The organism is Asticcacaulis sp. AC466, from assembly GCF_000495815.1.
Taxonomy (GTDB): domain Bacteria; phylum Pseudomonadota; class Alphaproteobacteria; order Caulobacterales; family Caulobacteraceae; genus Asticcacaulis.
Map to the genome: position 1 here is coordinate 62,016 of NZ_AWGE01000007.1, position 19,163 is coordinate 81,178.

The 19,163-nt window shown below is 55.8% G+C and carries 18 protein-coding genes and 1 tRNA gene; 11 read left to right on the top strand and 8 right to left on the bottom strand.

All coding sequences use genetic code 11. The features are described from left to right. Positions 1–46: 46 nt before the first annotated feature. Positions 47–682, bottom strand: coding sequence for an ATP-dependent Clp protease proteolytic subunit (locus AEAC466_RS30820; protein ID WP_023457653.1), 636 nt, complete (start codon positions 680–682; stop codon positions 47–49). Positions 683–868: 186 nt separating this feature from the next. Beyond that, a complete protein-coding gene (locus AEAC466_RS30825; RefSeq protein ID WP_023457654.1) occupies positions 869–1,081 on the bottom strand; it encodes a hypothetical protein in 213 nt (70 codons plus the stop codon). Between the two features lie 217 nt (positions 1,082–1,298). On the opposite strand from AEAC466_RS30825, the gene AEAC466_RS30830 reads away from it, so the two are divergent. Beyond that, on the top strand, positions 1,299–1,763 hold the full coding sequence (locus AEAC466_RS30830) for a GyrI-like domain-containing protein (protein WP_023457655.1): 465 nt from the start codon (positions 1,299–1,301) through the stop codon (positions 1,761–1,763). Positions 1,764–1,872: 109 nt separating this feature from the next. Here AEAC466_RS30830 and tig read toward each other — a convergent pair whose 3' ends face one another. Beyond that, entirely contained in the window at positions 1,873–3,216 is a 1,344-nt protein-coding gene (gene tig / locus AEAC466_RS30835; RefSeq protein ID WP_023457656.1) for a trigger factor, read from the bottom strand. A 217-nt stretch (positions 3,217–3,433) separates the two neighbouring features. Here tig and AEAC466_RS30840 point away from each other — a divergent pair, with 217 nt between their 5' ends. Further along, a complete protein-coding gene (locus tag AEAC466_RS30840; RefSeq protein ID WP_023457657.1) occupies positions 3,434–3,931 on the top strand; it encodes a hypothetical protein in 498 nt (165 codons plus the stop codon). A gap of 58 nt (positions 3,932–3,989) precedes the next feature. Next, positions 3,990–4,772: a hypothetical protein gene (locus AEAC466_RS30845; protein ID WP_155913555.1), complete on the top strand. Its 783-nt coding sequence runs from the start codon at positions 3,990–3,992 to the stop codon at positions 4,770–4,772. On the opposite strand, the gene AEAC466_RS30850 is transcribed toward AEAC466_RS30845, so the two are convergent. The 3 genes from AEAC466_RS30850 to AEAC466_RS30860 form a co-directional block, all read right to left on the bottom strand. Beyond that, positions 4,769–6,007, bottom strand: coding sequence for a dicarboxylate/amino acid:cation symporter (locus tag AEAC466_RS30850; RefSeq protein WP_023457659.1), 1,239 nt, complete (start codon positions 6,005–6,007; stop codon positions 4,769–4,771). The two genes, AEAC466_RS30845 and AEAC466_RS30850, sit on opposite strands and share 4 nt — an antisense overlap. Positions 6,008–6,124: 117 nt before the next feature. Then, positions 6,125–6,973 carry an AraC family transcriptional regulator gene (locus AEAC466_RS30855; protein WP_031238500.1) on the bottom strand — a complete coding sequence of 283 codons (849 nt, stop codon included), beginning with the start codon at positions 6,971–6,973 and terminating at the stop codon, positions 6,125–6,127. An 86-nt stretch (positions 6,974–7,059) separates the two neighbouring features. After that, positions 7,060–7,144 (bottom strand) — tRNA-Leu (locus tag AEAC466_RS30860). Positions 7,145–7,594: 450 nt separating this feature from the next. Between AEAC466_RS30860 and AEAC466_RS30865 the strand changes: the two genes are divergently transcribed. The 8 genes from AEAC466_RS30865 (at position 7,595) to AEAC466_RS30900 (ending at position 18,379) form a co-directional block, all read left to right on the top strand. Continuing rightward, positions 7,595–7,933 carry a P-II family nitrogen regulator gene (locus AEAC466_RS30865; RefSeq protein WP_018080099.1) on the top strand — a complete coding sequence of 113 codons (339 nt, stop codon included), beginning with the start codon at positions 7,595–7,597 and terminating at the stop codon, positions 7,931–7,933. Positions 7,934–7,993: 60 nt separating this feature from the next. Further along, a complete protein-coding gene (gene glnA / locus AEAC466_RS30870; RefSeq protein ID WP_023457661.1) occupies positions 7,994–9,400 on the top strand; it encodes a type I glutamate--ammonia ligase in 1,407 nt (468 codons plus the stop codon). 373 nt (positions 9,401–9,773) lie between these two features. Next, complete coding sequence (locus AEAC466_RS30875) at positions 9,774–11,177, top strand: ammonium transporter (RefSeq protein WP_023457662.1); 1,404 nt, start codon at positions 9,774–9,776, stop codon at positions 11,175–11,177. Positions 11,178–11,786: 609 nt separating this feature from the next. Then, positions 11,787–12,449: a TorF family putative porin gene (locus AEAC466_RS30880; RefSeq protein ID WP_035429558.1), complete on the top strand. Its 663-nt coding sequence runs from the start codon at positions 11,787–11,789 to the stop codon at positions 12,447–12,449. 124 nt (positions 12,450–12,573) lie between these two features. Then, positions 12,574–14,688: a DNA topoisomerase IV subunit B gene (gene parE, locus AEAC466_RS30885; protein ID WP_031238501.1), complete on the top strand. Its 2,115-nt coding sequence runs from the start codon at positions 12,574–12,576 to the stop codon at positions 14,686–14,688. Positions 14,689–14,902: 214 nt separating this feature from the next. After that, the gene (locus AEAC466_RS30890) at positions 14,903–16,372 is read left to right on the top strand and encodes a DEAD/DEAH box helicase (RefSeq protein WP_023457665.1); all 1,470 of its coding nucleotides are present in this window, start codon (positions 14,903–14,905) and stop codon (positions 16,370–16,372) included. A 129-nt stretch (positions 16,373–16,501) separates the two neighbouring features. After that, entirely contained in the window at positions 16,502–17,560 is a 1,059-nt protein-coding gene (locus AEAC466_RS30895) for a GGDEF domain-containing protein (protein WP_023457666.1), read from the top strand. Between the two features lie 75 nt (positions 17,561–17,635). Next, positions 17,636–18,379: a lysophospholipid acyltransferase family protein gene (locus AEAC466_RS30900; RefSeq protein ID WP_031238502.1), complete on the top strand. Its 744-nt coding sequence runs from the start codon at positions 17,636–17,638 to the stop codon at positions 18,377–18,379. On the opposite strand, the gene AEAC466_RS30905 is transcribed toward AEAC466_RS30900, so the two are convergent. Further along, entirely contained in the window at positions 18,380–18,766 is a 387-nt protein-coding gene (locus AEAC466_RS30905; RefSeq protein WP_023457668.1) for a HesB/IscA family protein, read from the bottom strand. 2 nt (positions 18,767–18,768) lie between these two features. Then, a complete protein-coding gene (locus tag AEAC466_RS30910) occupies positions 18,769–19,161 on the bottom strand; it encodes an SUF system Fe-S cluster assembly protein (protein ID WP_023457669.1) in 393 nt (130 codons plus the stop codon). Between the last annotated feature and the right edge of the window lie 2 nt (positions 19,162–19,163).

The window sequence follows — 19,163 nt, forward strand, 5'->3', positions numbered from 1 at the left end:
GGTCGGAAATTCCGACCGCTTGATTTCAGGTTGCGATGGCTGAAACCTATGCGTCCTTGCCGCTTTCGGCATCGGCGCGCTTTTCGTAGACGTGGTCGATAAGGCCAAATTCCTTGGCTTCATCGGCGGTCATATAGCGGTCGCGGTCCAGGGTCTTCTCGATGGTGTCGTAGCTCTGACCCGTATGCTTGACGTAAATCTCGTTCAGCAGCTTCTTCGTCTTGCGCATGTCTTCGGCCTGGATTTCGATATCCGACGCCATGCCACGCGCACCGCCCGAGGGTTGGTGCACCATGATCTTGGAGTTGGGCAGCGAAATGCGCTGGCCCGCTTCACCGGCCTGGAGGATGAGGGAGCCAGCCGACGCCGCCATGCCCATGCACACCGTGGTAACGGGCGATTTGATGTATTGCATGGTGTCGTAAATCGCCAAGGCCGAGGTCACCTGGCCGCCGGGCGAATTGATGTACATGCTGATTTCCTTTTTCGGGTTTTCCGATTCGAGGAACAGCAACTGGGCGCAAATCAGCGAGGCCATGCCGTCTTCAAACGGCCCCGTCAGAAAGATAATGCGCTCTTTCAGCATGCGTGAGAAGATGTCGTAGGCGCGTTCGCCGCGGCTGGATTGCTCCACAACCATCGGCACAAGGTTCATAGTCAGGTTATCGATGGGGTCGCGCATCACGAATCCTTATTTGGAATGTTTTAAAGTCTGGGCGCAGATATAGGGCTAAATGTCTTAACCGTAAGTGGATGCGTTCCAGCCTGCCTTATATGTATTCACCCTTATCGCCGAAGCAATAGGGACGCCGGCAAATTGGCAATTTACCGACCGGATTTCAAGTGCGATGCGAAAACGCTCGGTTGCCTATTGTCCGCTGTGCGGGGCGCGGCTGTTTTTTCCCGTCTCATCGACACCTTTTCCATGAGTATCGCCGTGACCTGTCTGGTCCTTGGACAGGCGATCATCGCCGCTGGTCTGCTTTTCTGCGGGGTCGTCTTTTTGCTGGCGATGGGCGGCGTCGGTTTCGGCGGCGCGATGTTTGGTGATATTGTCGTCGGCCTGTTTGGCGGTGGACATGACTGAGCTCCTTATTGGCATCAAGGACGCTAGCGTGGATAGATAGCCATCAAAAATCGAGGTGGAACTCTGAATTGCCAAGACCGGCTCGATAGACCGCCGAACACATGACGGCTTTGCGGGCTGAGGATACGACAACGTCACTACGTAATAATGTTTATTTTTATCAGATGTTTAAGTGTAACTTGCGGAATGAAATTTACAAAGGGAATGCCAAATGATTGATACACCAGAGCTGGTCGACGTGCCGGCGCGAAAGATTGCCAAGATCCACCTCGTAGTGCCTTCAAAAGACATTATGACGCACATGGGCGCGGGCCTAAAAGAGGTGAGGCAGGCATTGGCGGAACAGAATATCAAAGCGTCTGGCGCTTGGCTTACTCACCATTTCAAGGTGCCCAACACGACGTTCGATTTTGAAATATGCATACCGGTAGAGACCGATATAGCCCCTCAGGGGCGTGTAGGAGCCGGTGAATTGCGAGCTGCCCGCATCGCAAGAACCGTCTATAATGGCAATTATAGTGGCCTGCCGAACGGCTGGGTCGAGTTCATGACCTGGATCCACGCTCATGAGCTTCAAATGGCGGGCGATTTTTGTGAAGCCTATACCGTCGGCCCGGATGACAGCACGGACCCCGCCGATTGGCGGACCGAACTCAGTTGCCCTTTGCAAGTGTAGAGGCGCTTATTAAGACGGGGCGTCGCCGTCAGCGCCATCCTGCTCAATAAACAGACAAAAAAAGAGGCCCCAAACGGGGCCTCTTTTCTATGACTTGCAGCCGACAAGCTTATGCTTCTTCATCTTCTTTCAGAAGGTCTTCCTTGCTGATCGGCGCGTCCGTTACCTTGGCGAGCGAGAAGATCAGGTCGCAGACCTTTTCTTCGTAGATCGGTGCGCGGATTTGCGCGGCAGCGCCGGGGTTCTTGGTATAGAATTCAAACACCTGGCGTTCCTGACCCGGATAGTTGCGGGCTTCCTGCATGATCGCCTGATTGACTTCCTGGTCGGTGACCTGGACGTTCTGGCGTGTGCCGATTTCGGCGAGCACTAGACCCAGGCGCACGCGGCGCTCGGCGATCTTCATGTACTCGTCCTTCAGTTCTTGCTCGGACTTGTTCGAATCTTCTTCGGCGAGTTGGCCATTGGCCTTGTCTTGCTCGACCTGGGCCCAGATGCCATTGAACTCGGCTTCAAGCATACGCTTGGGCAGTTCGAAATCGTGCTTTTCATCGAGGACGTCGAGTAGCTGACGCTTCATCTTGAAACGCGACGCCTGACCATATTGCTGTTGCAACTGGGTCTTCAGGATGTCCTTCAGCGCGTCCAGGCTTTCCAGCCCGAGGCTCTTGGCCAATTCGTCGTCAGCTTCGCCTGCCTTCGGCGCCAGGATGTCCTGAACCGTGGTTTCGAACGTCGCGGCCTTGCCGGCCAGGTTGGCGGCGCCGTAGTTTTCCGGGAAGGTGACGTTGAGTGTCTTGGTCTCGCCCTTTTTCGCACCGATCAATTGTTCTTCAAAGCCCGGGATGAATTGGCCCGAGCCGATAATCAGTTCGGCGCCTTCGGCCGAGCCGCCTTCGAACACGTCATCGCCGATCTTGCCGACGAAATCGATGATCAGCTTGTCGCCATCGGCGGCCTTGACGGTCTTGCCGGTCTTGGCTTCGAATTGCTTGGAGCCCGCAACAACGGTCTTCAGGGCTTCGTCGATATCAGCATCGGTCGGCTCGTAAACCGGGCGGGTCAGTTCGACCGTGTTCGGTTCAACCGGCGTGAAGATCGGCATCATTTCGACGGCGATTTCATAGGCCAGGTCGGACTTGCCCTCAATGACGCCTTCGATGTCGCCGATCGGCTTCAGTTCAGGTTGGCTGGCGGGACGGATGTTGGCATCGCTCATCGCCTTTTGAGTCGTCTCGTTCAGGGTTTCCTGAATGATTTCGCCCATCAGTTCCTTGCCGTACATCTTGCGGACGTGTGCCTGCGGCACCTTGCCCGGACGGAAGCCCTTGATATTCATCTTGGGGGCCAGTTCGGCAATCTTGGCGTCCAGCTTTTGTGTCAGATCGCCCTTGGCGATGGTGACTTCGAGGACGCGGCTCAGGCCTTCATTCAGTTTTTCAACGACTTGCATCGATCAGTTACCTTATGCCGGTTTGGTCCCTGACCTCTCGTCAGACCCGCACGGGCGGTTAAAAATAGCGACAAAGCGCCCCTGGCTGGCAGGGACGCCGAAAGATGAGCCCTTATGGCATGATTGCGGATCAGGTCAACGTTTATGTCGGGTGTGACCGTGTGTTCAGCGGAAATTTCGTGCTAACCTTCCCAAAACGTCGGGCGATAGCACAATCATGATCCTGAAATACGTGTTGCCATGGGGCGCATTTACGATCGTCAGCGCCGAATCTGCTGAAATGATTGCAGCGTCACTTAGGGGCATCACCGGCCCTGCTCACGAACTGATGGGGCCTGACGACATCAGCGGAAAGAGCTATGTTTTTGTCGGAACCGTCGGAGACCGTCGGTTTAGGTTATCAACACCCCAGGAAGACTTCAACCTCGTCGGGTTTGCCAGGACACGAAACATATGCCGGCCTGTTCTAAATGGCAGGATTCATCCGGCGGCAGAAGGATGCGTAATTACCGTCGGCGTTCGAATGCAGGTGTTTTCGTACATTCTCTTGACCGGGCTGATGCTTACCTTGCTCACCGGGGCCATTTTCGCTTACGCTGAACAGAAGGCCGCAATACCGGTTATATGCGCCGTCATTGTCGTCAGCTTTTGCAATGGATTTTTCTGGTTTATGGTTCACAAGGCGCGCATGTTGTTAATCGCAGCGGTCACATGAACATCGTGATTTTTTGCAACAAGAATCCTAGTCTCTTATGTTCTGACAGGAGGCCAGCTTGCGTTCGTATCCTTACATTCCGCTAATTCTAATGGTGGTTCTCGTCGCCTGCAAACCCGCGCCGCCGCCGCAGAGGGCCGAAGGCATCGACCCCACGTTTGAAGGTTCGGAGGACGAAAAGCGGACAATGGCGGTCGAAGCTGCCCTGATCGCCGCCAATCCTGGTCTTGCTGTGCGAAACGATCGCGATCTGACCATTTTTCATAAAGGGGAGCAGATCACCAGTTACCGCAACGATCCGACGGGCTGTCAGCGCTACTTCCTCACCGGAGTCTTGAAGTTACGCGACAAGGCCGGTGACACTTACCCCGTCGCCGGTGTTACGTGCCACTTCGCCAACTCTGAAAACACCTATCTGGTCCTGCCCAACAGCGACAAATACCTCGTTCATGAGGATGCTTCAGCCTCGCCGGACGGCCGCTATCTAGTTTCCGGATTTGATCGGGCGGACAAGACGCAAGGCAGCCTGGCCATTGCCGAATGGCCGAAGGTTCGCGACGTCGTTATCTTTCCGGCGCATTGCAAAGGCATAGTCTGGCGTGACGGCACACATTTCTCGGCGACTTGCTGGCATAATGACGGGCCGAACGAAGCAAATCCGTATGATAGTTTTGCCTTCTATTTCAAAGCTGAGATCAGTCTTGATGCGGCTGGAAAATGGCAGATGGAAGCAACGCATTGGGTTGATCGCGACACCTATCAGCCCAAGACGATGGCTAAGCCCCTTTATCACTTTACGGCCGAGCCGCCGCCTGCCCCGCATTTCGATAAATCGACCTAGACTTTTATCTCTTCTTCCTTGTCGAGTTGGCCTTCCCACTTGGCGATCACCGCCGACGCGACGCTGTTGCCCAGCACGTTGGTGGCCGAACGCCCCATGTCGAGCAGATGGTCGACGCCCAGGACAAGCGCGATCCATTCCGTCGGCAAGCCGAAATAGGCCAGGGTCGCCATGATGACCACCAGAGAGGCGCGCGGCACGCCGGCAATCCCCTTGGACGTTATCAACAGCAGAAACAGCATCATGATGATTTGCGCCGTAGTGAAATGCACGCCGTACGCTTGGGCAATAAACAGCGTCGCAAAGGTGCAGTAGATCATCGAGCCGTCGAGATTGAAGGAATACCCGAGCGGCAGAACGAACGAAACAATCTTGCGCGAGATGCCGACGGTGGGCAAGCCGGCCAGGAGCTTCGGATAGGCTGCTTCCGAGCTGGCGGTGGAAAACGCCAGCAGGGTTGGTTCGCGAATGACGCCAAGGAGGCGTAGCATTCGGCCGCCCAAAAACAAAAAGCCCAAAAGGATCAGCAGTCCCCACAAAACGCCCATGGCGCCGTAAAACCCGGCCATGAACTTGGCGTATGTGATCAGAATGGGAAGCCCTTGCTCCGATACGGTCTTAGCTAAGGCCCCGAAAATGGCGAAGGGTGCGAACTTCATCACCACTTCGGTGACCTTCAGCATAATGGCTGACGCTTCTTCTGCCAGTTCCATGACGCGCGGTGACTTCTTTTCAAGCATAGATATGGCGGTGCCAACGAAGACGGCGAAAATGACGATCTGGAGGATTTCATTGTCCGCCATGGCCTTGATTATCGAACTGGGAATCAGGTGTTCGACGAATTTCTCGATCGTGAAGCCTTCTGTCGTTGGCGCCTTGATGGCCTCCCCGGCCATTTGCAGACTCATGCCGACACCGGGTTTAAGCCATTCGACCATCAAAATGCCGATGATGAGCGACACGATCGACATAGCCAGAAACCACGCCAGAGACTTAAGGCCGACACGGCCCACTGAGGCGGCGTCTTCCATATGCCCGATGCCCGCGATGAGCGTGAATAGCACCAGGGGGGCTATGATCATCTTGATTAAGGTGATGAAGATCTTAGTCAGCAACCCATAGATCATGGTCGCCGTCTTGAGGTTTTCAGCCGTCAGATATTCGTGGCTGGCCCAGCCCGCGCCAACGCCCGCCACCATAGCGAACAGGATAAACAGCGCAAATTTCGACTTCATGGAAGCTCCCTCAAACAGCCTTGTCCACGAACACTAGACGAGGTGTTGAAGATGCGCCAGCCCTGTATCGGGCTTACCACGGAGGGAAGTCTCGCTGTCGGAAATCCGAATCGAGCGTCAAGCCTCTACCGCTATCCAGATTTCCACGCCACCCTCGCCCGTTCGGCCGTTGAATTTCGGGCCATATTTTTCGAAAAACGGCGCATGTTTCACGCGAAGGCCGGATTCGGGCAACCATTTGTCCCAAATGGTCGACCAGGTCGCGCGCAGACCGGAAATATGGCCAGTGTGAACAAACCGGGCATAGGTTTGGGGCGCGATTCGAACGGTAGAAAATTCCGGTGGAAGGTCTGCATCGGGTGAAACCTCAACCCCGGCGATGTAGTCGATGGCATTATCGGACTGATTATAGCAGACGCCATAGGTTGTATGCGGATCGCCGATTCTTCCCGGGACATCGGGCAGATACGGCCCGAACTTTTGCCATAGCATCGGTATAGCTGCGGTTTCTTCCCCGCGATAATGGCCGCTCAGGCCGCCGATACATATCGCCTGCCCTGTGACGAGCGTGTGTGGGCTCGGGATGTCGATAAGCGCTTTGTCCATGATAAAGGGCTCCTGTAGCTTTATGCCGTATAGCGATTTCCGATCGCGTGCCTGCTCTGGCGTCATGCCGAACTGATCGCGAAACGCGCGGGTGAAGGCTTCGTGCGATCCGTAACCAGCATCGAGTGCGACACTAAGTATGTCCCCCGCCCCGCCAGCCAGCCGTTTCGCTGCTTCTGACAGCCTTCGGGCGCGCACATAGGCCATGACCGGCATCCCCATGCGCACATCAAAAACGCGCGTCATGTGGAACCGGCTGACACCGGCATGGGCGGCGATGTCGTCGAGCGTCATGCTCATATCGAAGCGGTTTTCGATAAACCACAAGGCCTTGGCGGCAGGATGGACGGCAGAATTCACGGGCTTCACCTCACGGGGCGACCTTAGGCCGGGCCGCGGACGTCCATTTGATCAGAATTGCGCTGTGAAGAAAAGAAATAGGAAACTGGTGCGGATGAGAGGACTCGAACCTCCACGCCTTGCAGCGCTGGAACCTAAACCCAGTGCGTCTACCAGTTCCGCCACATCCGCATGTCAGCTTTCAGGCACCGGACTATTACAGACGCTATCCGGAGGGGCGCTCTGTGACGCAAAGCGCGGCCGCCGTCAAGCTGATATCCATGACTTAAGCGTAGTCGGCATGATTGTGAAATGTTGCGGCGCGAAAATTTGATCGTTTTTCACGTTGATTTCGTGGTCTAAGCGCCTAATCTGATTGCAGTTGAGACGGGTTTTCGTCCTTTATGCGAATCAACCTGCCGCGTCCGGTAAATTTTCTCTTTATATGTGGTGAAATCGCGCTAAAACGCATTTTCCTTTTGTATTTGCCAAAGGCAAAGGCTAAAGGCCGACCACCTTGCGTTCACGCGTCGTAATACATTCTTACAGCCATGTGAGATGGCACGCTGGAAATGCGCTTGCATTCTTGCGCAATGCAAACAAGTTACGGTGCGGAACGGTCTATAGTTTTATGGATATATCATGAAAAAGATAGAAGCCGTCATCAAACCCTTTAAGCTCGATGAAGTGAAGGAAGCCCTTCAGGAAATCGGCGTACAAGGCATGACCGTGCTGGAGGCCAAGGGATATGGCCGCCAAAAGGGCCACTCGGAACTCTACCGTGGGGCCGAATACGTTGTTGATTTTCTTCCGAAAATCAAGATCGAACTGGTTGTTGCCGACGACCTTGCACCCGCCGCCCTGGAGGCAATCCAAACGGCGGCGCGCACAGGCAAAATCGGTGATGGCAAGATTTTTGTGAGCGACGTCCTTGATGTCGTCCGCATCAGAACCGGGGAATCCGGTCCGCAGGCGGTTTAAAAGACCGACGCGTTCCGCCTTCCCTACTTTTAAATCTACAGGCTTAATGGGGCGTCAAATATGACCGCAGCAGACATTCTCAAGCTCATCAAGGAAAAGGACGTCAAGTATGTTGACGTGCGTTTTTCCGACGTGAAGGGCAAACTCCAGCACGTGACCTTTGACATCGATCTCGTCGATGAGGATTTCCTGAATGACGGCACGATGTTCGACGGTTCGTCGATCGCCGGTTGGAAAGCCATCAACGAATCCGACATGAAGCTCCGCCCCGACCTGAAGACGGCCTATATCGATCCGTTCTATCAGCAGACGACGTTGTTCATGTTCTGCGATGTCGTGAACCCCGACACCAATGAACCGTACAACCGCGACCCGCGCTCGATCGCGAAGAAGGCCTTGGCCTATACGCAGGCGGCCGGCGTCGGCGACACCGTCTATTTCGGCCCGGAAGCCGAATTCTTCATGTTTGACGACGTTCGCTGGTCGATCGCGCCGGACAACACCGGCTACGCCTTCGATTCGACCGAACTGCCGCACAACTCGGCTAAGGTCTACCCTGAAGGCAATATGGGACATCGCCCGGGGCCTAAGGGCGGCTACTTCCCCGTCAATCCGGTCGACTCCGCTCAGGATTTGCGCGGTGAAATGCTCGCCGTCATGGGTGAATTGGGCATGGAACCGGAAAAGCACCACCACGAAGTGGCGCCCGCCCAGCACGAACTTGGCCTGAAGTTCTCGGACATGCTGACCATGGCCGACCGTACCCAGCTCTACAAGTACGTTGTCCAGAACGTTGCCCATGCCTACGGCAAGTCAGTGACCTTCATGGCCAAGCCGATGTTTGGCGACAACGGTTCGGGCATGCACGTTCACCAGTCGATCTGGAAGAACGGCAAGCCGCTTTTCGCGGGCGACAAGTATGCCGGTCTGTCTGACCTGTGCCTGTGGTACATCGGCGGCATCATCAAGCACGCCAAGGCGATCAACGCCTTCTCGAACTCGACGACCAACAGTTACAAACGCCTGGTTCCGGGCTACGAAGCACCGGTCAAGCTCGCCTATTCGGCACGTAACCGTTCGGCCTCGATCCGTATTCCGTGGGTATCTTCGCCGAAGGGCAAGCGTCTTGAAGCTCGCTTCCCGGATCCGATGGGCAACCCCTATCTGACCTTCACCGCCCTACTGATGGCTGGCCTCGACGGTATCGAGAATCGTATCGATCCGGGCGCACCCGCCGACAAGAACCTGTATGATCTGCCGCCCCAAGAGCAAAAGAACATCCCGGAAGTCTGCGGTTCGCTGCGTGAAGCGCTTGAAAACCTCGACAAGGACCGCGCTTTCCTTAAGAAGGGCGGCGTGATGGACGACGATTTCATCGACTCTTACATCGAACTGAAGATGGAAGAAGTGATGAACCTCGAACTGCGTCCGCACCCGATCGAATTCGAGATGTATTACAAGTGCTAAGCTGAATATCTTGTCGAAAGACATGAATGTTGCGATAGGCCGTCCCGCATGGGGCGGCCTATTTTCTTTCCGGCGACATAGCGATGCAAAAGCAATAAAATATAATATTAATTATAGTTTCAAATGCAATAAATGTGGTTTCACTTGAAACCGACCCAAAAGGGCCTGATTTCACACCCTTTCCCGGCATTCCGACACATAAATGACGCAAATGCCCATGGGTACGGTCTTGACGCTTCGTTAACCCCATAATCCGCTTTGCGATAGTTTGAAGTCGCTGCACTGTGAGCAGGTGCAATATCCGCTAACCAAGGGGGATACTTTGAAAACGTGGATCAAACTTTCGAGAGCGCTCGCTGCGGCGGCCGCTCTTATGCTGGCGGCACCCGTCGCCAGCCATGCTCTAGCCCAGGAAGCCGCTTCGGCGTCAGCTGAGGCCGTTACGTCAGCTGCGGCTTCTGTCGAAGAATCGGCGACGGCATCTGTAGCCGCTGAACCCGCCGCTGAGGCCCCTGCCCTGTTGGCGTCTCAGAAGCCGTTGGAACTCGACGCTGCCGACACAACCTATCTGATCTTCTGTACCGCTATGGTGCTGATGATGACCCTTCCCGGTCTGGCCTTGTTCTACGGCGGGATGGTTCGTCGTAAGAACATTATCGCCACCGTCACGCAATCCGTAGGCGTGACCTGCGTCGTCGCCATTGTCTGGTGGGTCGTTTCCTACTCTATGGCATTTGGTACAGCCGTGAAGCCCATGTTCGGCCTGTCAGCCGATACACTGAACCTGTTCTTCGGCGGTTTCGACAATATTATGTTGAAGGCGGTTACGCCGACAACGGCTTATATGGCCACTGCCAAGGTGCCGGAATTCACCTGGATTTCTTACCAGATGACGTTCGCCATCATCACGCCGGCGCTCATCACCGGCGCGTTTGCTGAACGCGTGAAATTCTCAGGCCTGCTGCTGTTCATGGTTTTGTGGTCGATCCTGGTTTACGCTCCGATCTGTCACATGGTTTGGGGCGGCGGTCTGCTCTCGAAGTGGGGCGTGCTCGACTTCGCTGGCGGCGCGGTTGTCCACTGTAACTCCGGTGTCGCTGGCCTCGTCTGCGCTCTGTTCCTCGGTCGCCGTAAGGGCTATGGCACGGACTCTATGCCGGCCAACAACCCCGTCTACATCATGATCGGCGCCTCGCTGCTCTTCGTGGGCTGGATCGGTTTCAACGCCGGTTCGGAATGGTCCGGCGACTCCATTGCTTCGGCCGCCTTGCTAAACACCATCCTGGCTACCTGCGTCGGCGGCGTCTCCTGGAAGATCGTTGAGTGGATCTTCCGCGGCAAGCCTTCGCTCATCGGTATCCTGTCGGGCATGGTTGCCGGTCTCGTCGTCATTACCCCGGCTTGCGGCTTCGTCAATCCGACGGGCGCCATGATCTGCGGCGTCCTGGCCGGTCCGGTGTGCTATGCATCCGCGACCTGGATCAAAAAGCTGCTTGGCTATGATGACTCTCTCGACGCCTTCGGCATCCATGGCGCCGGCGGCATCCTGGGCGCCATCCTCACAGGCTGGCTTGCCGACCCGGTTATCAACTCCCTGGGCAAGGATCACAACGTCATGGCCCAGTTGAAAGGCTTGGCTGTCACCATCCTGTGGTCGGCTATCGGAACGCTGATTATTCTGATTATCTGCAAGTTCACGACGGGGCTGCGCGTCACGGCAGACGAAGAAGAGGCTGGCCTAGACTCGTCTCTTCATGACGAAGTCATGGACCACTAAGCTACAACCTTAATTTAGTTGCACAAAAGAGACGGGGCGCCTTAGGGCGTCCCGTTTTTGTTTGGTTGGCTAGACTTTTGAATTGGTGCAGATGCGCAATGAGCGAGGATTGTTCCGTTCAAGGGACTAAGTGATAGGCCGACGGCGCGGTTTCTGGTGGATTCGACTGCGACGGTGCCGGAATTTTGGCTCCCAATAAAAATTCTCGTTCTATCTCTAAAGGTCAGAGCGAGCCAAACGGGCGCAGAATGAAGTCCGGTATCCATCAACCCGTCCAGTCATTTTTGTTGCATTGCGACAAATCGGTCTTAGCCAATGCCTGATTTTATTGGCGTTTTGATTGCAAATTTGTGACAGGTGGGTGAAGGTAAGCGGTGTTCTTGATATTCGCAAAGTTACGCAAACCCCTGCAAAGCTAAGAAAAATAAGAAAGACTAAGTCGGGATAAACGTTGTAAATATACATCAAGGTCTCTCTAAATGAGAATGGGGGTCTTTGCTCACCCCAAAAACTTGCTAAATTAACCTCGGTTTTACCGACGCGCCTAAAATCGCCATATGGCTGGCTACTGTGTTTAGCCGGCACCAACAACTGAACTGGGATATGAACATGAAAAAGACTCTTCTTGTCGCTGCTGTGGCTATCAGCGCACTTTTCGCCGGCGGAGCCGCTATGGCTCAAGACGAGACCGGTAGCCTGAGCTACAACCTAGGCGTCACCAGCGACTATGTCTGGCGCGGCGTTTCGCAAACGGATGGCAAGGCTGCCCTGCAAGGCGGTATCGACTATAAGAAGGGCTTGTTCTACGCGGGCGCCTGGGCGTCCAACGTCGATTTCGCTGACAGCGATGGCCATAAGGCCAGCACTGAACTGGATCTGTACATGGGGCTGACCCCGACTGCCGGTAAGTTCAACTTCGACTTCGGCGTCATTGCCTACACCTATCCGGGCGCCGATGACGGTTCGGACTTCAATGTTACCGAGCTGAAGGCTGCCGTCAGCCACCCGATGGGCAAGGGGACTGTTGGCCTGGCCTTCTACCTGCCGACCGAGAGCCTCGAAGATCCGTACTACGAAGTCAACATGGCATACCCGCTGTCGGACAAGTGGACCGTCTCGGGCGCCCTGGGCAACTACGAAGGCGCTGGCTACACCACGAAGAACTTCGGTGTAACCTATGCCATCACCCCGTCGCTGGGCTTTGACGTACGCTGGGCGGACGCCTCGAAGATGCCTTCGACCTTGGCGGCCTCGCTGAAGGCCACCTTCTAAATTCTAAGCCTGACCAAGGGTAAAGAAACGTCTGGCCGCGAACCTTCGGGTTTGCGGCCTTTTTTGTTGTGCATTTGTTCTTGCTTCCTTATGAGTTAGGACCGAATCACCACATGTTTCCAATATGACCTCCAGTAGCCAGCATTCTCTATTCGGCGGCGAAGAGCCCGCCTCCCCAGCTTCGCAGCCTGCTGCGGAAACGACCGGTGCGCCTGTGCCGGCAATGTCGTCCCCAGTGTCTCCCGCCCCCGCTACGGTCGCGGACACCGTCAAGCCCATTGCCAAGCCCCATCAGCCTGCGACAGTGGACGCAGGGTATGGTGCGTCGAGCATCGAAGTCCTGGAAGGGCTTGAACCCGTGCGCAAAAGGCCGGGCATGTACATTGGCGGCACTGACGAAAAAGCGTTGCACCACCTGTTCGCTGAAGTGCTCGATAACGCCATGGACGAAGCCGTCGCCGGCCACGCCAAGGCGATCTGGGTCGAGTTGGACAAGGAGGGCTATCTTAGCGTCCGCGACGATGGCCGTGGCATTCCGGTCGACCCGCACCCAAAATATCCAGGCAAGTCGGCGCTTGAAGTGGTTATGACTATGCTGCATTCCGGCGGCAAATTCTCCGGCAAGGCTTACGAAACGTCCGGCGGTCTGCATGGCGTCGGTATTTCCGTTGTCAATGCTCTGTCGGAAAAGTTGGAAGTCACCGTCTGGCGCGACGGCTTCGAATGGCAGCAGAGCTTCTCTAAGGGCCATAAGCTGACGGACGTCGTCCAGGTGGGACCGTCCAAGAAAAAAGGTACGCTTGAGCGATTCCTGCCTGATCCGGAAATCTTCGGTCAGGGCGCGCATTTCAAGCCTGCGCGCCTGTACCGCATGGCTAAGGCCAAGGCATATCTATTCCGCGGCGTGCAGATTTACTGGAAATGTGCGCAGGATCTCATTCAGGATCAGACACCGGCCGAGGACAAGTTCTACTTCCCGAATGGCCTGGCCGACTATTTGGCCGAGCGCGTAAAGGATACCGAAACCCTTAGCGAAATCTTTTCCGGCCGCGTCGAGCGTAAGGGCGAAGCCGGTGCCGTCGAATGGGCCGTTGTATGGTCCGGCGCTGGATTTGGCGAATATGACGGATTCTGCCAGAGCTATTGTAACACCATTCCGACGCCCGATGGCGGCACTCACGAAGCAGGCCTGCGCGCAGCGTTGACCCGATCGCTGAAGTCCTATGCGGAAATGACAGGTGACAAACGCGGGGGGCTGATAACCGCAGAAGACGTGTCTGCTCAGGCCGGCATCGTCATTTCTGTCTTCATCCGCAATCCTGAATTTCAGGGCCAGACAAAGGATCGCTTGTCATCCAGCGATGCTCAGCGTCTGGTCGAAAAGGCGCTGGCCGATCCGTTTGATCATTGGCTGACGTCTTCGCCAAAGCAGGCCGATCGCATTCTCCAGTTCATCGTGGAACGTGCCGAAGAGCGTCTGAAGCGGCGCAAGGATAAGGAAGTCGCGCGTGCGTCGGCAACGCGTAAGCTGCGTTTACCGGGCAAGTTGGCCGATTGCGCCCGCCAGGATGCCATCGGTACAGAACTGTTCATCGTCGAAGGGGATTCCGCCGGCGGCTCCGCCAAACAGGGCCGTAACCGCAACACCCAAGCGATCCTGCCGTTGCGCGGCAAGATCTTGAACGTGGCCTCTGCCACAGGCGACAAGATGCGCGCCAATGCCGAATTGTCCGATCTCGGTTTGGCGCTCGGTGTGCAGCCCGGCGCCAAGTTCAAGGATAGCGACCTGCGGTATGAACGCATCATCATAATGACTGATGCCGACGTGGACGGGGCGCACATTGCGTCCCTGCTCATTACTTTCTTCTACCGGACCATGCCGGGCATGATTCGAAACGGTAATTTGTTCCTGGCCATGCCGCCACTTTACCGGATAAGTCATGGTAAGGAAACGCATTATGCCAAGGATGATGCGCACCGCGCCGAGATATTGGCCAAGCATTTCAAGGGCAAGAAGACTGAAATCGGTCGTTTCAAAGGTTTGGGCGAAATGATGCCTGCGCAGCTCAAGGAAACGACCATGGACCCAAAGACCCGGACGCTGGCGCGCGTAACCTTGCCCCATGACGAGGAAGACATTGAGGATCTGGTTGAGACGCTAATGGGGCGCAAGCCGGAACTGCGTTATCGCTATATTCAGGATCATGCCGAATTCGCGGCCAATGACCTCGACGTTTAGCCGGTAGTCTCAAGAAAAACCTGTTAATTGTTGCGAATTCTGATATCAGACACGCGCGGGCCATGAGTTGGCCTGCGCGTGTCGATGCGTTTGCGACAATGGAATTCGCTGTATCGGCACAGGCCGCCCATCTTTAGCGCCACGATCGGCGCGCCGGCTTACCATCCCGCAAGTTCGTTTGCCTGATCGTAAGCCTTTCCGACCAAAGAGTGTCATGACGAAATTTACCGATCTCGGCCTGAGCGAACAAGTGCTCAGAGCCGTCGCCGAAACAGGCTACGATACACCTACCGCAATCCAGGAACAGGCGATTCCGGTTGCTCTGACAGGACTGGACGTCCTGGGCATCGCCCAAACCGGCACAGGCAAGACCGCCGCCTTTACACTCCCCATGATCGAGCGTCTGGCCGCCGGCCGCTCCAAGGCGCGCATGCCACGCTCCATCGTGTTGGCGCCGACGCGCGAATTGGCCGATCAGGTCGCCGAAGCCTTCGAAAAATACGCCAAGTATCACAAGCTGACATGGGCACTCCTTATTGGCGGCGTATCCATGGCGGATCAGGTGGCCAAGCTGGACAAGGGTGTCGACGTGTTGATCGCGACGCCGGGTCGTTTGCTTGATCTGTTCGAACGCTCGAAGGTCATGCTCAATGGTGTGCAGATTATGGTCGTCGATGAAGCCGATCGGATGTTGGACATGGGGTTTATCCCGGATATTGAGCGCATCTTCAAGCTGACCCCGCCTACACGCCAGACCCTGTTTTTCTCCGCGACCATGCCGCCGGAAATTACACGCCTGACTGAAGCGTTTCTCAAAAATCCGGTGCGCATCGAAGTTGCGCGTCCCGCCTCGACCAACGAGAACATCACGCAGTACGTTTTGCGCGTGCCGCACAAGGATGTCCGGGCTAAGCGGATTGCCCTGCGCGCCCTGCTCAAAACTCTGGATATCAAGAACGGCATCGTCTTCTGCAATCGCAAAACTGATGTTGATATAGTGGCCAAATCGCTCAGCGTGCACGGCTTCAATGCGGCTCCTATTCACGGCGATCTGGATCAGGCTCTGCGCATGCGTACGCTGGAATCCTTCCGTAAGGGTGAGCTTACCTTACTGGTGGCCTCCGACGTCGCCGCCCGTGGGCTGGATATCCCGGCCGTTGGACACGTATTCAATTTCGATGCGCCTATTCATGCCGATGACTACGTCCACCGCGTCGGCCGTACAGGCCGCGCCGGCCGTTCCGGCGAAGCCTACTTGTTGCTCTCCCCGCAGGACGAAAAAAATTACGACAAGGTCGTCAAGCTCATCAAGAAAGATCCGGCTGTCCTTGAGCTTGATATCGACTATTCGCAACTCAATGATGCACCTCGCACTTCTGATCGGTCGCCGCGTCGCGAATCAGGTAAGGGCCGCGGGCGTGACCGGGATCGTGATCACAAGCCGAAAGAAGCGGCAGTCGAACGAATCGCGCCGCCCGAACCCTTAATCCCTGAAAAAAGTACAAAATCCGCAGAGATCGAAACTGAGGTTGCGCCACCGGTACGGTCGCCTAGACGAGAGCCGCGGCGTCCCGCTGCCAAGGAAAAAAGAGTAGAAAATTCAGATGCTAACGTGGATGTTGGCGCGCCTTTCGGTGAGCACATGCCTGCGTTCATGATGCGTCCGGTTACGATCAAAGCTTAAAATTTGCAGCGATTTTGCATTTTTCGTTAACCGCCTGTCAGAGAAGTTCGTTTATCATGTCGGCGTTATCCGAAGAATCGGGTCACGCCGAGAGCGCCAGGGGAGGCGTCCGAAAGGGCGCCATAACGAATGAACAACGACATAGAGATCAGCGTCCGCAGCCCCGCCGCGTATGCTTTGGCTGGCGAAGCCTTGCGATTGATGCAGGATCATGGGGTTTGGCCCACGCCTCTCAATTATGAACTTTGGCTCTATGTCGCCGGCGATCCCGAATGTCCGCTTGCTCAAGAAATTCAGCGCCTCATCGCTGCAGGTGAAGTCATCACCGAGGATGTGTCTGAAAGCCTGGCCTCCAAATTCATCGCGCGCCTGAAGTTGAACGATGAGGTCCGCGACGCGGGTCTTAAGCTGACGCGCGAACTGGCCTCCATTACCGAAGTCATTGTCGATGCACAGAAGGCGCAGAAGACCTACGGCGAAACCTTGGAAGGCGCCAAGCGCTCTATGAGTGCAGTTGAAACACTGTCCTTGCGCGGCTTGATCGACAGCCTGACCGAAGCCACCAATGCGGTCCTGACACAGCACAACCAACTGGAAAACCGCCTGACGGAATCGTCGCGTGAAGTGAACCGTCTGCGTAAGCACCTGGATCAGGTGCGTATGGAAGCGATGACCGACGCCTTGACCAATCTGGCCAACCGCAAATCTTTTGACGAAGCGTTGGATGCGCATTGTGGTAGCGAGGATCTCTCGTCCCTGCTGACGCTGGCCGTTATCGATATTGACCATTTCAAACGTTTCAACGACACGTGGGGCCACCAGACGGGCGATCAGGTCCTGCGGTATGTTGCCTCCGTCCTTGCCCGTATCGGTCGTCCGCCGCGCCTGGCCGCCCGTTACGGCGGAGAAGAATTCGGCCTGCTCTTTCCGGGAGAAAGCTCAGCGACAGTGGAGCGTCTGCTCAACGAAGCGCGCACTGAGATTGCGTCACGCGTCCTTAAACGCCGTTCGACCAATGAAGATCTGGGTACGGTCACCATTTCGGCCGGCGTGGCGCAACGTGAATATGGTGAAGACTCCTTCGACCTGCTCGACCGCGCTGACAAGGCCTTGTACATGTCCAAGAATAATGGACGTAACCGCGTAACCCTCGCCGACGACGTGAACGCCGCTTCATCTGCTGCCTGACCCATCCTTGTCGATAAGAGTTGACAGCCGATTTGAACAATGTTCAAATCGGCTTCGTTATTTGGGGGAGATGTTATGCGCAGTTTTGCATTTGCCGTGGCTTATTGGTTTTTGTCGGTTACCTACAGTTTTATGGCCTTGGTGCTGACGTTGCTGCCTGGGCGTCAGCCCGTGAAGTGGATTATCAAGCGCTATACCCGCCGTATGGTCCAGGCGATGCGCGTATTTGCCGGAATCAAACTGGAGGTACGTGGACGTCGAAATGTCCCGAAAGTGCCGGTTATCTTCGCCTGCAAGCATCACAGTTGGGGGGACGGTTTCTGCATCTATTCCCAGTTCGATGACCTGGCCTTTGTAACCGGGGATCACCTTGAAAAGTATCCCTTGATGAGCACCCTGCTCTCCAAGCTGGGTGCGATTGTCGTGAACAATTGCGGGGGGATCGAGGCGCGCAAAAACCTGGCGTCGCGGTCGGCCGACGCTGCGAAGGATGGCCGAAGCATCCTGATTTACCCAGAAGGCCATCTCAATGCGCCGGGCACCTATCGCCGCTACAGGTCCGGTGTTTGGCACATGATGAATAATTTCGATATGCAAGTGGTGCCAGTCGCTACTAACCTAGGCCTGTTTTGGCAGGAAGACCGCTACAGCAAAACGCCCGGCACCGCAGTGCTTGAATTCCTTGAACCCATCGCGCCGGGCATGGCCAAGGATGAATTCTTGACCCTGCTGCGTGATCGCATCGAAGCGCGTTCGCAAGAGCTGATCAGTGAGGCGACCGGAAAGCCTTTAACGCCGTCGGTTCTCGTAACCGATTAATTATTCGGCTTCGACCGGCTTTATGGTCACGCTTTCGCCACAGCCGCAGGCGTCCGTCTCATTTGGATTGTTGAACACGAACTTGGATGCCAATTTGGTTGTCTCATAGTCGATGACCGTACCGACCAGATAAAGCACCGCCTTTGGTTCGATAAGGATCGTCACATCCTTATCGTGGACCACTTCATCGATCGGGCCGACCTCTTCGGCGTAGGACAGAACATATTCCTGGCCGGCACAGCCGCCCTGCTTCACACCAACGCGCAGCCCGACATAGGGCTTATCGGCCCGTGCCATAATGGCCTTGACCTGTGTGGCCGCAGCCTCGGTCAAAGACACGACGGCAGGACGTGGGCGACGCGGACGGGGGGTAAGTTCCATATTCATGATTAGAACATATTCAGTTGCAGCTTGGCTTCGTCGCTCATTTTCGACGACTCCCAAGGAGGATCGAATACCAGATTGACCTCGGCGCTATTGATGCCCTTGACCGTCAAAACGGCCTCCTTGACCCATCCGGGCATTTCACCCGCCACGGGGCATCCTGGTGCGGTCAGGGTCATATCGACGACGACATCACGGTCGTCAGACACGTCCACCTTGTAGATCAAACCCAGCTCATAGATGTCGACGGGAATTTCCGGATCGAACACCGTCTTGAAGGCCGCGATCAAGTCATCTGTCAGGCGCGTCAATTCCTCCTGCGCCAGCGCAGAGGGCTGGTTTGCCCCCATATCGTCCAGGCTGAACAACGATTCTTGAGATTCAACGGTTTGGGTCATCG